This window comes from Allobosea sp. 47.2.35 (assembly GCF_024655635.1).
GTDB lineage: Bacteria > Pseudomonadota > Alphaproteobacteria > Rhizobiales > Beijerinckiaceae > Allobosea.
Genome location: NZ_JANLGI010000016.1, coordinates 98,992 through 111,133, shown reverse-complemented (window position 1 = coordinate 111,133; position 12,142 = coordinate 98,992). Strand labels below are relative to the sequence as shown.

Here is a 12,142-nt window from a genome sequence, read left to right as displayed (position 1 = left end):
CTCTTGCTCCCATCGGAGCCTCGCCGCATGAGCACCGACACACTGCAAGCCCCGGCCGCCGCGCCAAGCGCCGCCCCGCCTCATCCGCTGCGCGAGTTCTGGACCTATTTCAGCGCCAATCGCGGCGCCGTCGCCGGGCTCGTCGTCATCGTGCTGGTTCTGCTCTGCGCGCTGTTCGCGCCCTGGATCGCGCCGCATGACCCGAACCTGACCAACAACGCGGTCTTCCTGAAGCCGCCATTCTGGCAGGCGGGCGGATCGCTCGCCTATCCGCTCGGCACCGACGCGATCGGCCGCGACATCCTCTCCCGCCTGCTCTACGGCGCGCGGCTCTCGCTCGTCATCGGCATCGCGGTCGTCGCGCTCGCCATCGTCGTCGGCATCGTGCTCGGCCTGATCGCCGGCTATTTCAAGGGCATCGCCGATATCGCGATCATGCGCCTGATGGACATCCTGATGACCATGCCGAGCCTGCTGCTCGCCATCGTCATCGTTGCGATCCTCGGCCCCGGCCTGATGAACGCGATGCTTGCGGTCGCCATCGTCGTACTCCCGCATTACGTCCGCATCACCCGCGCCGCCGTCATTACCGAGGCGAGCAAGGACTATGTCGTCGCAGCCCAGGTTTCGGGCGCGCAGACGATCCGGCTGATGTTCTCCGAGATCCTGCCGAACTGCGCCGCGCCGCTGATCGTGCAAGCGACGCTCGGCGTCTCCACCGCGATCCTCGACGCCGCCGCGCTCGGCTTCCTGGGCTTAGGCGCCCAGCCCCCGACACCGGAATGGGGCACGATGCTCGCCGACGCCCGCGAGTTCGTGCTGCGCGCCTGGTGGGTCGTCACCTTCCCGGGCCTTGCCATCCTCATCACCGTGCTCGCCTTCAACCTTCTCGGTGACGGCCTGCGCGATGCGCTCGACCCCAAGCTGAAGCGCTGATCCCATGCCCCTTCTCGAAATCGAAAACCTCAGCGTCGAATTCCCCACCTCGCAGGGGACCTTGCGCGCCGTCGACCGCATCGACCTCACCCTCGACGAGGGCGAGGTGCTCGGCGTCGTCGGCGAGTCCGGCTCAGGCAAGAGCGTGACCATGCTCGCGCTGATGGGCCTTGTCGGCTATCCCGGCCGCGTCCGCGCCGACAAGCTGCGCTTCGACGGCCGCGACCTGCTCACCATGTCCGCCCGCGACCGCCGCCAGCTCACCGGCAAGGACGTGGCGATGATCTTCCAGGAGCCGAGCACCAGCCTGAACCCGTGCTTCACCATCGGCTTCCAGCTCGCCGAAACGCTGAAGAAGCATGAAGGCATGGACGGCAAGGCTGCGAAGCGCCGCTCGATCGAATTGCTCGAGCAGGTCGGCATTCCCGCGCCTGAAAGCCGCCTCAAGGCCTTCCCGCATCAGATGTCCGGCGGCATGAACCAGCGCGTGATGATCGCGATGGCGATCGCCTGCAATCCGCGCCTGCTGATCGCCGACGAGCCGACGACCGCGCTCGACGTCACCATCCAGGCGCAGATCCTGGAACTGCTGATGACGCTGCAGCGCGAGCGCAACATGGCGCTGGTGCTCATCACCCACAACATGGGCGTCGTCGCCGAGACGGCGCAGCGCATCATGGTGATGTATGCCGGGCAGATCATGGAAGAGCGCAAGGTCGACGCGCTCTTCGCCAACCCGCAGCATCCCTATTCCGCTGCGTTGCTCTCGGCCCTGCCCGAGCGTAGCGAGCATGCGACGCGGCTCGCGACCATTCCCGGCATGGTGCCCGGCCTGAATGACCGGCCGAGGGGCTGCCTGTTCAGCCCGCGCTGCGCCTATGCAACCGAGCATTCCCGCACTATCCAGCCGGAGCTCCGGAGCTGGATGGACGGGCGCGTGCGCTGCCACTATCCGCTCGGCGACGCGAACCGGGAGGCCGAGCGCGCCCGCGACGAAGCCGGCCATGCGAAGGAGGCCGTGCGATGAGCAATCCCGTCATCGAGGCCCGAGAGCTGACGCAGATCTATCCGGTCAAGCAGGGGCTCTTCAAACCGCCGGCGCAGTTGCAGGCAGTGAACAAGGTCTCCTTCGCCGTCGAGGCCGGCCGCACGCTTGCCGTCGTCGGCGAATCCGGCTGCGGAAAGTCGACGCTGGCGCGCATGGCGACGCTCATCGAGACGCCGACCTCGGGCGCGCTGACGCTGGACGGGCTCGACGCCGTCTCGCCGCCGGCCAGCGAGCGCCGGCGTCTGCGCCGGACGGTGCAGTTCGTGTTCCAGAACCCCTATGGCTCGCTCAACCCGCGCAAGAAGATCGGGACGATCCTGGAGGAGCCGCTCAAGATCAACACCGACCTCTCCGCGGCCGAGCGCACCGAGAAGGCCCGCGCGATGATGGCCAAGGTGGGCTTACGCCCCGAGCACTATGCGCGTTATCCGCACATGTTCTCGGGCGGCCAGCGCCAGCGCATCGCGATCGCCCGCGCGCTGATCCTCTCGCCCAAGGTCGTGGTGGCCGACGAGCCGGTCTCTGCGCTCGACATCTCGATCCAGGCACAGGTGCTCAACCTACTCGCCGACCTACAGGACGAGCTGAAGCTCGCCTATCTCTTCATCTCGCACGATCTCAGCGTGGTCCGGCACATCGCCCATGACGTGATGGTGATGTATCTCGGCAATGCGATCGAGCACGGGCCGAAGGAGCGCATCTACGCGCGGCCGCTGCACCCCTATACGCAGGCGCTGCTCGCCTCGACGCCGCGCGTCGATGCCGGCAAGCGCGAGCGCATCATCCTGCGCGGCGAACTGCCCTCCCCGCTCAACCCGCCGAAGGGCTGCGTGTTCTCGACCCGCTGCCCGCATGTCACCGATCGCTGCCGGACCGAGCGGCCGGAGAAGCGCGAGATCGACGGCCGGAAGGTCGCCTGCCATTACGCCGAGGATTTTCTCGCCAAGGCCGCGTGAGCGGAGCTGAGCGCTTTCAGGCGGTCCGGCGACGCGGTATTGCGCCGGCCGGAGCAGCTTCGCCCAAGACTTCAGGATGCCGTTGGGTTCGCGGCTACCGGCATTCGCCTCCCCATGAATCCAGCGCTGCGATTTGTTCCATCGCAACGCGGGCCAGATAATTCTCGTGTAACTTTCGAGACAAGCTGGACGAATTCGCGGCTGTGGAATCAAAGTGACTTTCCGGCTCGATACCATAGGGAGGGCGGGATGCGTACGGAAGCTGAGGCGATCAACCGCCATATCGGAGATCGGCTGCGCATCCTCCGCAAGAAACGCGGCCTGAGCCAGGCGGACCTTGGCGCCGTCCTCGACGTCTCGTTTCAACAGATGGGCAATTACGAGAAAGGCAAGGACCGCATCAGCGCGGGCGCCCTCTTCATGCTCGCGCGCTTTCTCGGTACCAGCCCGGCGGCCTTCTTCGAGGGCCTGGCTCCGGCCGAGACAGGATTTGCCGAGGACGCGGCGGACTACCCGGCAGCCAGCGAAAGGCCGCCGCAATCCGACAAGCTCGACGCCGCCTTCGGGCGTATCCGCTCGCAGCGCGACCGGGCACTTGCGGTGGCGCTCGTGGAGACGATCGCGCGCCGCGACGAAAGCCCGGCCTGACGACAGGCCGCTATCCGCCGATAGCGCGCCGGACGGCGATGGCGATGTCCGGCCGGTCGGTGGTGAAGGCCGTGACGCCGTCGACGAAGGCCTTTCTTATCGCCGGCTCGTCATGGGCGCCGTAATAGCCCAGCTTCACAGCCTCGCGGCGGCAAGCCTCGCCATCACCATCGCGGGCTTGCGCGATACGGATCGCGATCTCCGGCACGCCAGCCACGCCCGCCTTGCGACACAGACCGCGGAGGTCGCGCGCCGGCGGCACCAACAGCTTGTCGGCGATCAGCCAGATCGTCGGCGTCGCCGGTGCGAGGCGCAGAAGCTCAACCAATGTCGGCAGATCGAAGGAGGTGAAGGTCGTGCGGTCCAGCAGGCACCGTTCCTGCAATCGCGCCACGACCTGCGCCTCGATGCCCGGATAGCGCTCGCCGCCTTGCCGCGTCTTCAATTCGATGCGCAGCCTGATGCCGCTCGGCTCGAGGATATCGAGGATCTCGTCGAAGCTCGGGATGGTCTCGCCATCCGTGCCGATCAGCTCCACCGCCTGCAGCGTGGCCCAGTCCATGTCGCCGACCGCGCCGGCGCCTGACGCCGTTCGGCCGAGCACGGAATCATGATGGACGATCAGCATGCCGTCGCGGCTGCGATGAATGTCGAACTCGATGAAATCGACCGGAAGGACCGCGGAATTGCGGAAGGCGATGCGGCTGTTCTCGGGCCAGATTCTGGCGCCGCCGCGATGCGAGGCGATGTCCGTCATATCTCTGTAACCATGCGGAGCGATGCCTGTGTATGCAACATAAGTTGCTGATTAGCGAGTCTGCAATTTAACTTGCAGATCACTGCAAGGCTCCGTTACGCTGCCGGGCATGGAAGAGACGATGAACCTGACGGAGATCATCGCGGCGCGACGGGAGGAGCTGACCGAGTCGGATCGCCGCTTGGTCGAGGTTCTCCTGGCCAACCGCACGGCGGGCAGCTTCCTGCCGTCGCACAAGGTCGCCGAGCAGGCGGGCGTGCACGCCTCGACCGCCGGGCGCCTCGCCCGCAAACTCGGCTTCGCCTCCTATCGCGAGATGCGTGGCGCCTTGCAGGACACCGTCGTCGCCGACCTCGATGCGTCGGTCAGGGTGCGCCGCCGGCTCGATCGGGTGCGCGGCGATTCCCTACTGGGCTCCGTCGTCGAGGGCGAGATTCGCGCACTCGGCGCCCTCATCAGCCAGATTTCGGATGCGGAGATCGTCGCCGCGGCCGACATGCTGCGGCAGGCCGGGCGCATCCTCGTCGCCGGCGAGGGCCATGCGAGCAGCCTCGCCGAACTGTTCGCGCGGCGCCTGGTGCGATCCGGCTATCGCGCGACAGTCGTCGCCCATGCCGACTGGCAGGCGGCCGACCAGCTGCTCGGCCTTGCCGCCGACGATGTCGTGATCGCGCTGATCTTCCGGCATGAAAGCCCGGCTATGACCCGCCTCGTCGCCTGCGCACGGGAGATCGGAGCGAAGACGCTCCTGATCACCGACAGGCGCACCGGCGTTCCCGCCTGCGACATGCAGCTCGTCGCCGCACGCGGCGAGCAGGGCGAGTTCCATTCCCTGACCGTGCCGATGGCGATCTGCAATACGCTGATCCTGGAATTGTCACGCACCGATGACGGCCGCTCGCTGGAGACGCTTGCGAAGGTCGAGACCCTGCAACGCCTGTTTCGCGGCAAGCCCGGATAGAGCTGCCGCGGCGACGAGCGACGGAACACCGAACGATTCCTGTCCGATGGGAGGATGCCATGACGAACTCGACCACACGCAAAGCGCCATTCGGGGTCATGCTCGGCGCAAGCCTCGCGATCGCAGCCGGCGCCAGCGCCATCGCGCAGGAGCGGCCTGCCCTCACAGTCGCGGTGAACGAGCTGGCACGCTCGCTCGACCCCGGCGAGCACACGGGCAATGTCGACACCCGCATCTACTACTCGATCTTCGACACGCTGATCCGACGCGACTTCGCCAAGCCGAAGGCAGATGGCGGCGCCAATCTCGTGCCCGGCCTTGCCGAAAGCTGGTCCTGGACCACGCCGACCACCTTCGACCTGAAGCTGCGCCGCGGCGTCGTCTGCCATGACGGCAGCCCGTTCGACGCCAATGACGTGCTGGCGACTTTCTCGCCGGACCGCCTCTGGGGGCCGAAGGCCTATTACCCGGAAGGCCGCATCTATTTCGGCAATTTCACCAATGTCGAGAAGCTCGACGACTTCACCGTACGGATCACGGTGGCGCAGCATGATCCGATCATCGAGCATCGCCTGTCGAGCTACATGTCCTTCGCGATCTGTGACGAGCCCTGGAATGCCTTCCGCAAGGAGGGGGTCGATTCCAAGGTCTGGATGGATCAGGCAGCGAAAGCCCTCCGCTGGAAGCCGGTCGGCACCGGTCCTTACAGCTTCGTCGACTACCAAAAGAACGACAGGATCACGCTCGCCGCCTTCGACCGCTATTTCGGCGGCCGGCCTGCGGCCAAGTCCATCACCTTCCGCTCGGTCCCCGAGGTCGCGGCCCGCGTCGCCGGCCTCGTCGCGGGTGATTTCGACATCGCCGTCGAATTGCCGCCGGACCAGTGGGACGGCCTGAAGCGCTACAAGGACGTCTCGGTGAAGACCGAGCCGCTGGAGAACAGCCATGTGCTCCAGTTCAACACCAGCGACCCCGTTCTCGCCGACAAGAAGCTGCGCCACGCGATGAGCCTGTCGATCGACCGCAAGGCGCTGATCGACGCGCTCTGGAAGAGCCAGACCTATACGCCGAACGGCCACCAGCTGGCGAGCTTCGGGCCGATGTATGTGAAGGAGAACAAGGGCTACGCCTACGATCCGGCGCTGGCCAAGAAGCTGCTGGCGGAAAGCAGCTACAAGGGCCAGGAAATCTCCTACCGGCTGATCCCGAACTACTACCTCTACAATGTCGAGGCGGCGCAGGTGATCCAGGAGATGTGGCGCGCTGTCGGCATCAACGCCCGCATCGATTTCGTCGACAGCTTCAAGGAGGTACGCAAGCCGGGCGCACAGGTCTTCGCCTGGTCGAACACCTATCGCGTGCCCGATCCGTCTGGTGCGATCCTGACCCTCTGGGGTCCCGAGAGCGAGAACCAGAAGACCTGGAAGCTCTATGGCGCGAGCCCGGCCTTCAACGATGCCGCCAAGGAGCTGACCGCCGAGACCGACGAGACCAAGCGCCGCGCGGCCTTCGCCAAGCTGCTGACGGCCTTCGAGGACGATATGCCGATGACGATGCTCTACAACCCCGTCACCGGCTATGGCGTGAAGAAGGGCATCAACTGGACGCCCTACAGCCAATACTACATGGATTTCCGCCCCTCGAACTTCTCGCTGGCCGCGAAGTGACGGGGAGCGGGCGCAGGATCGGCACCGACGGGGGCAGCGACGCGCTGCTCTCCGTCGAGGGACTGACCGTCGGCTTCCGCACCGCGAAGGGTTATGCCGACATCCTGCACGCAGTGTCCTTCGCGGTGCGGCCGGGCACGACGACCTGCATCGTCGGCGAGAGCGGCAGCGGCAAGAGCGTCTCCTGCCAGGCGGTGCTCGGCCTGCTGCCCGGGAACGGGCGCCGGACGGCGGGACGCATCCTGTTCGAAGGGCGCGACCTCGCCGCCGCCAGCGAGGCGGAGCTGGAAACCATCCGCGGCCGCGGCATCGGCATGGTGTTCCAGGATCCGCTCGGCTCGCTCAATCCGCTGCATACGGTGGGGACGCAATTGCGCGAGACCCTGCGCCTGCACACCGCACTCTCCGAGCCGCAGCGGCAGGCCCGCGCGCTGGAGCTGTTGCGCCTCGTCGGCATCCCCGAGCCGGAGCAGCGCCTCGCGTCTTATGTCCACCAGTTCTCCGGCGGCATGGCCCAGCGCGTGATGATCGCGATGGCGCTGGCCTGCGAGCCGCGCCTGCTCATCGCCGACGAGCCGACAACCGCGCTCGACGTGACCATCCAGGCGCAGATCCTCGACCTCCTGAACAGGCTCAAGGCCGAGCTCGGCATGGCGATCCTGTTCGTCACCCATGACCTCGGCGTCGTCGCCGAGATGGCCGACGATGTCGTGGTGATGCGCCATGGCCGTGTCGTCGAAGCCGGCCCGGCCGAGCGCGTCCTGAACGCACCCGAAGCGCCCTATACACGCGAGCTTCTGGCTGCGATGCCGCGCCTCGATGTCGCCGCCCCGGTCTATCGCGAACGGGCGGCGTCATGAGCTGCGCGACAGAGCCTCTGCTGCGCGTTTCTGCCTTGCGTCGGCATTTCGGCGGCGGCCGTTCCTTCCTGCGGGCGCAGCGGACGATCCGCGCCGTCGAGGACGTCTCGCTCACCCTGCGTGTTGGCGAGACGCTCGGGCTCGTCGGCGAATCCGGCTGCGGGAAATCCACCACCGGCCGGATGATCGTCGGACTCGAGCGGCCGAGCGGCGGCGAGATCCTGTTCAAGGGCCGCGATCTCACGAGCCTGACGCCGAAGGACTGGCAGCGGCAACGCCGCGACATCCAGATGATCTTCCAGAATCCGCAATCGGCGCTCGACCCGCGGCTCAGCATCGGCCGGCAGATCCGCGAGCCGCTCGACCTGCACGCGATCGGCGAACGCAGCGGGCGCGATGCCGAAGTCCTGCGCCTGATGCAGGCGGTGGCGCTCGCGCCAGAGATGGCCGACCGTTTCCCGCATCAGATCAGCGGCGGGCAGGCGCAACGCGTGGTGATCGCGCGGGCTCTGGCGATGCAGCCGAGCCTGATCGTCTGCGACGAGCCGGTCTCGGCGCTCGACGTCTCCGTGCAGGCGACGGTGACGGAGCTGCTGCAGGAGCTGCAGGAGCGCTTCGACATCGCCTATCTCTTCATCTCGCACGACCTGCGCGTGGTGAAGAAGCTCTCGCACCGCATCGCCGTGATGTATCTCGGCCAGATCGTCGAGGAAGGCCCGACCGACCCTGTCTATCGCGGGCCGATGCACCCCTACACGATGGCCCTGCTCGCCGCGATTCCGGACCTCTCGGCTTCGCGCGGAGCCCGGCCCGTGCGGCTCACAGGCGATCCGCCCTCGCCGGCCAACCCGCCGGCCGGCTGCCATTTTCACACGCGCTGTCCCCATGCCCGCCCGCGCTGCTCGGCCGAAATGCCGGCTCTGCGCCCGATGGGTGAAGGCCGCAGCGTCCGCTGCCATTTTGCTGGTGAACTGGGAGTTGCGTCATGACCCGGCCGCTCGTCATCGCCCATCGCGGCCATTCCGCGCGCTGTCCCGAGAACACGCTGGAGGCCTACCGCGCCGCGATCGCGTCGGGAGCCGATCTCGTCGAGACCGATGCGCGGCTCAGCGCCGACGGCGTCGTCATCGCCTTGCATGATCCCGATCTCGTCCGCATCGCCGGAAGCGATGCCGCGATCGCGGAGACGTCGCATGAGAACCTCAAGGTCATCGCCCGCTCAGGCGGTGTGCAGCTCGCGACGCTGGCAGAGGCACTCGCCGCGATCTGCCCGCATCGCCAGGCGCTGATCGACATCAAGACGAAAGACCTCGCGATCATCGACGCGGTGCTCGCGGTGATCCGTGAACTCGGCGTGCTCGACCGGGTCTGGATCGGCGCACGCGAGGTGCTTCAGGTCGCACATGCCACGCTTACGGTGCCCGGCCTGCGTGTCCTCGCCTTCCTGCCCGACAAGGCCAATCCGGATCACTATGCCGCCGCCGGCGCGAGCGCCTTCCGAATCTGGGAAGGCAATCTCGACGGCCCGGTCGCGGCGCGGCTGCTGGGGCGCGTGCCTGTCTGGGTCACGTCCGGAGGCAACGGCACCGGCCGCATCGTCGGCGATGTCGATGGCGACGGCCTTCGCGCCATCCTCGCGCATGCGCCGCAGGCCGTGCTGCTCAACGATCCCGACCTGCTGACGGGCTTGCAGAGCCGCAAGGCGTCGTGATGCCGGGCCGGCTTTTCCTGACGAAACTCGCGCGCGGTCTGCTGACCGTGTGGCTGATCGTGACCCTGACCTTCGTCGCGCTCAATCTCTCGGGCGACCCAATCGAGGCGCTGGTCGGCGACCAGGCGCCGGCCGAGGTCATCGCACATTACCGCGAGAAATTCGGTCTCGACCGGCCGCTCTGGCAACAATACGCCTCCTATGTCGCCGGGATCGCGCAGGGTGATTTCGGCCTGTCGCTCTCGGACCAGCGCCCGGCGCTCGAATTGATCGCCGCAGCATTGCCGCGCACGCTCAGGCTCGGGCTGATCGCGTTCGTGCTCGGCCTTCTGCTCGGCGTCGGGCTTGGCATCGTCGCGGCGCTGAACCGCAACCGGCCGATCGACCGCTTCGTGATGAGCTTCGCCGTGCTCGGCTTCAGCCTGCCGAATTTCTTCCTTGGCATCCTGCTGATCCTGCTGTTCTCTTTGCACTGGCGCCTGCTGCCGAGCTCCGGCGACCAGACGACCTGGCACCTGATCCTGCCGGCGATCACGCTGGGCACGCATTTCGCCGGCACCTTCGCCCGCTTCACGCGCTCGGCCATGCTCGAGGTGCTGAACAAGCAATATGTCACCGCCGCCCGCGCCAAGGGCGTGCCGCGGCCGCGCCGCGTGCTCTGGCATGCCCTGCCCAATGCGGCGATCCCGATCATCACGATCATCGGCCTCAAGCTCGGCGACCTCGTCGCCGGCTCGATCATCGTCGAGACGGTGTTTGCAGTGCCTGGCGTCGGGCGGCTTCTGGTCAACGCGGTGACTTCGCGCGATTTCGCGTTGGTTCAGGCGATCCTGATCATGACCTCGATCACGATGGTGCTGGCCAATCTCGCCGTCGACGCGATCTATGCGCTGATCGACCCGCGCATGCGCGCTGCCCGGTCGGAGAGCTGAGATGGCGCTCTTGACCCTGTTCCGCCGGAAGGATGACGCACCGGTCCGCGCCGAGGCGCGCTATCCGGCCCTCGTGATCGCGGCGCTCGTCCTGCTCGGCCTGATCCTCCTGATCTTCCTCTTTGCCGACTGGCTCGCGCCTTACGACTACCGCACGCAATCGCTGCTGAAGCGCCTAAAGCCGCCGAGCTTCCTCGGTGGCATGCCCGAGCACCTGCTGGGGACGGACGAGCTCGGGCGCGATGTCCTCAGCCGCCTGATTTACGCAATCCGCTTCAGCGTGCTCGTCGCGCTCGGCGGCACGCTGATCGGCGCCTTGATCGGCACGACGCTCGGCTTCATCGCTGCCCATTTCCGCGGGCTCACCGAAGAGGCGATCATGATGCTGGCCGATGTGCAGGCGTCCTTGCCGTTCATGATGATCGCGCTCGCGCTGATCGCCCTGTTCGGCGGTGGCTTCTTCCTCTTCGTCGCGATCATGGGCTTCTATGGCTGGGAGGTGTTCGCGCGGCTAACGCGCGGCGTCGTCATCGCCGCCAATACGCAGGGCTATGCGACGGCCGTGACCGCGCTCGGCGCACCGGCCCGCCATGTCTATCTCCGGCATGTCCTGCCGAACATCCTGAGCGTGCTGATCGTCCAGTTCACGCTGAACTTCCCGCAAGTGATCCTGCTGGAGACCTCGCTCAGCTTCCTCGGCCTCGGCATCCGCCCGCCCCTGACCAGCCTCGGCCAGATGCTGGGCGCCGGCCGCGCCTATCTGACCAGCGCCTGGTGGATCGCGGTGCTGCCGGGCATGGCGATCTTCCTGACGACGATGTCGATCTCGATCGTCGGCGACTGGATCCGGGACCGACTCGACCCGACGCTGCAATCACGCTGACCGGTCTTCGTCAGGATAGATCGGCCCGGCCGAGAACCCGTCGCGCCGCCATCCGCAGCGCACGCTGGTCGGCATAGCCAACTGCCTTGACGACCTGCTGCGGCGAAGCGCCATCGCTTGCCATCGTCATCGCCCTGAGCACACGCAGGCGCGAGCGCCAATCGCCGAAGCTCATCCCGGTTTCGGCCCGGAAGCCGCGCGTCAGCGTGCGCCGGCTCGCACCGGCCCGCTCGGCCCAGCCGTCGAGATCGATGTCCAGCGCCGGGTCTTTCAGCAGCGCATCGCAGATCCGCCGCAGGCGCGGATCGCGCGGCAGAGGCAGCGTCAGCGCCGTCTCCGGTGCCCGCGCGATCTCGTCGAGGATCAGCGCGGCGAGATGGCCGCCGCGCCCGGCCTCGTCATAGAGCAACGGCTCGGCGGAGAGCGCCTCAAGCGTCGAGGCCAGCAGGCTTGAGACCTCCAGCACGCGACACCCTGTCGGCAGGATTCCGACCGCCTCGGGCGCGATATAGGCCGAGCACATCGAGACCGCGCCATGCATCCTGACCTCATGCGAGAGGCGCGGCGGTATCCAGAGCGCGTGCCGGGCCGGCAGCACCCAGGTGCCGTCCTCCGCCCGCACCAACGTCAGGCCGGCCGTCGCGTAAAGCAATTGCGCGCGCGGGTGGCTGTGCCAGCCCGTGCTCGCGCCGGCCTCATAGCTCTTCGGCATCACGGCAACTGCGCGTGGCACCGTCTGATAGGCCTCGCTCTCGCTGCGCATTGCCCATTCTCTTTGGCCCG

Annotated in this window: 13 protein-coding genes; 11 read left to right on the top strand and 2 right to left on the bottom strand. The window is 67.1% G+C overall.

The genetic code is table 11. The annotated features are described in order from the left end of the window. Positions 1 to 27: 27 nt before the first annotated feature. From NUV79_RS19000 to NUV79_RS18985, 4 genes are all read left to right on the top strand, one after another. Positions 28 to 936 (top strand): ABC transporter permease subunit, encoded by a 909-nt coding sequence (locus NUV79_RS19000; RefSeq protein ID WP_257734633.1) that lies wholly within the window; start codon positions 28 to 30, stop codon positions 934 to 936. Between the two features lie 4 nt (positions 937 to 940). Continuing rightward, the gene (locus NUV79_RS18995; protein ID WP_257734632.1) at positions 941 to 1,963 is read left to right on the top strand and encodes an ABC transporter ATP-binding protein; all 1,023 of its coding nucleotides are present in this window, start codon (positions 941 to 943) and stop codon (positions 1,961 to 1,963) included. After that, positions 1,960 to 2,940 (top strand): peptide ABC transporter ATP-binding protein, encoded by a 981-nt coding sequence (locus NUV79_RS18990; RefSeq protein WP_257734631.1) that lies wholly within the window; start codon positions 1,960 to 1,962, stop codon positions 2,938 to 2,940. Before NUV79_RS18995 ends, NUV79_RS18990 begins: the two co-directional genes overlap by 4 nt. 249 nt (positions 2,941 to 3,189) lie before the next feature. Next, positions 3,190 to 3,588 carry a helix-turn-helix domain-containing protein gene (locus NUV79_RS18985; protein ID WP_257734630.1) on the top strand — a complete coding sequence of 133 codons (399 nt, stop codon included), beginning with the start codon at positions 3,190 to 3,192 and terminating at the stop codon, positions 3,586 to 3,588. 10 nt (positions 3,589 to 3,598) lie between these two features. Here the strand turns inward: NUV79_RS18985 and NUV79_RS18980 are convergent, their stop codons facing one another. Next, a complete protein-coding gene (locus NUV79_RS18980) occupies positions 3,599 to 4,345 on the bottom strand; it encodes a glycerophosphodiester phosphodiesterase (RefSeq protein WP_257734629.1) in 747 nt (248 codons plus the stop codon). 121 nt (positions 4,346 to 4,466) lie between these two features. Between NUV79_RS18980 and NUV79_RS18975 the strand changes: the two genes are divergently transcribed. The 7 genes from NUV79_RS18975 to NUV79_RS18945 are packed head-to-tail and all read left to right on the top strand — an operon-like array spanning position 4,467 to position 11,359. Further along, a complete protein-coding gene (locus tag NUV79_RS18975; protein ID WP_257734627.1) occupies positions 4,467 to 5,306 on the top strand; it encodes a MurR/RpiR family transcriptional regulator in 840 nt (279 codons plus the stop codon). Positions 5,307 to 5,365: 59 nt separating this feature from the next. Continuing rightward, on the top strand, positions 5,366 to 6,973 hold the full coding sequence (locus NUV79_RS18970) for an ABC transporter substrate-binding protein (RefSeq protein ID WP_257734626.1): 1,608 nt from the start codon (positions 5,366 to 5,368) through the stop codon (positions 6,971 to 6,973). Then, the gene (locus tag NUV79_RS18965) at positions 6,970 to 7,833 is read left to right on the top strand and encodes an ATP-binding cassette domain-containing protein (RefSeq protein WP_257734625.1); all 864 of its coding nucleotides are present in this window, start codon (positions 6,970 to 6,972) and stop codon (positions 7,831 to 7,833) included. Before NUV79_RS18970 ends, NUV79_RS18965 begins: the two co-directional genes overlap by 4 nt. After that, entirely contained in the window at positions 7,830 to 8,822 is a 993-nt protein-coding gene (locus NUV79_RS18960; RefSeq protein WP_257734624.1) for an ABC transporter ATP-binding protein, read from the top strand. Before NUV79_RS18965 ends, NUV79_RS18960 begins: the two co-directional genes overlap by 4 nt. Then, positions 8,819 to 9,544 carry a glycerophosphodiester phosphodiesterase gene (locus tag NUV79_RS18955; RefSeq protein WP_257734623.1) on the top strand — a complete coding sequence of 242 codons (726 nt, stop codon included), beginning with the start codon at positions 8,819 to 8,821 and terminating at the stop codon, positions 9,542 to 9,544. The genes NUV79_RS18960 and NUV79_RS18955 overlap by 4 nt, the downstream gene beginning before the upstream one ends. Continuing rightward, a complete protein-coding gene (locus NUV79_RS18950) occupies positions 9,544 to 10,476 on the top strand; it encodes an ABC transporter permease (RefSeq protein WP_257734622.1) in 933 nt (310 codons plus the stop codon). The genes NUV79_RS18955 and NUV79_RS18950 overlap by 1 nt, the downstream gene beginning before the upstream one ends. 1 nt (position 10,477) lies before the next feature. Further along, the gene (locus NUV79_RS18945; RefSeq protein ID WP_257734621.1) at positions 10,478 to 11,359 is read left to right on the top strand and encodes an ABC transporter permease; all 882 of its coding nucleotides are present in this window, start codon (positions 10,478 to 10,480) and stop codon (positions 11,357 to 11,359) included. Between the two features lie 10 nt (positions 11,360 to 11,369). Here the strand turns inward: NUV79_RS18945 and NUV79_RS18940 are convergent, their stop codons facing one another. Beyond that, a complete protein-coding gene (locus tag NUV79_RS18940) occupies positions 11,370 to 12,122 on the bottom strand; it encodes an AraC family transcriptional regulator (RefSeq protein ID WP_257734620.1) in 753 nt (250 codons plus the stop codon). Positions 12,123 to 12,142 lie beyond the last annotated feature (20 nt).

Coding starts and splice junctions, on each gene's coding strand:
- NUV79_RS18990 (WP_257734631.1), top strand. CDS start 1,960: ATGAGCAATCCCGTCATCGAGGCCCGAGAGCTGACGCAGATCTATCCG.
- NUV79_RS18945 (WP_257734621.1), top strand. CDS start 10,478: ATGGCGCTCTTGACCCTGTTCCGCCGGAAGGATGACGCACCGGTCCGC.
- NUV79_RS18985 (WP_257734630.1), top strand. CDS start 3,190: ATGCGTACGGAAGCTGAGGCGATCAACCGCCATATCGGAGATCGGCTG.
- NUV79_RS18955 (WP_257734623.1), top strand. CDS start 8,819: ATGACCCGGCCGCTCGTCATCGCCCATCGCGGCCATTCCGCGCGCTGT.
- NUV79_RS18970 (WP_257734626.1), top strand. CDS start 5,366: ATGACGAACTCGACCACACGCAAAGCGCCATTCGGGGTCATGCTCGGC.
- NUV79_RS18950 (WP_257734622.1), top strand. CDS start 9,544: ATGCCGGGCCGGCTTTTCCTGACGAAACTCGCGCGCGGTCTGCTGACC.
- NUV79_RS18975 (WP_257734627.1), top strand. CDS start 4,467: ATGAACCTGACGGAGATCATCGCGGCGCGACGGGAGGAGCTGACCGAG.
- NUV79_RS18995 (WP_257734632.1), top strand. CDS start 941: ATGCCCCTTCTCGAAATCGAAAACCTCAGCGTCGAATTCCCCACCTCG.
- NUV79_RS18980 (WP_257734629.1), bottom strand. CDS start 4,345: ATGACGGACATCGCCTCGCATCGCGGCGGCGCCAGAATCTGGCCCGAG.
- NUV79_RS18960 (WP_257734624.1), top strand. CDS start 7,830: ATGAGCTGCGCGACAGAGCCTCTGCTGCGCGTTTCTGCCTTGCGTCGG.
- NUV79_RS18940 (WP_257734620.1), bottom strand. CDS start 12,122: ATGCGCAGCGAGAGCGAGGCCTATCAGACGGTGCCACGCGCAGTTGCC.
- NUV79_RS19000 (WP_257734633.1), top strand. CDS start 28: ATGAGCACCGACACACTGCAAGCCCCGGCCGCCGCGCCAAGCGCCGCC.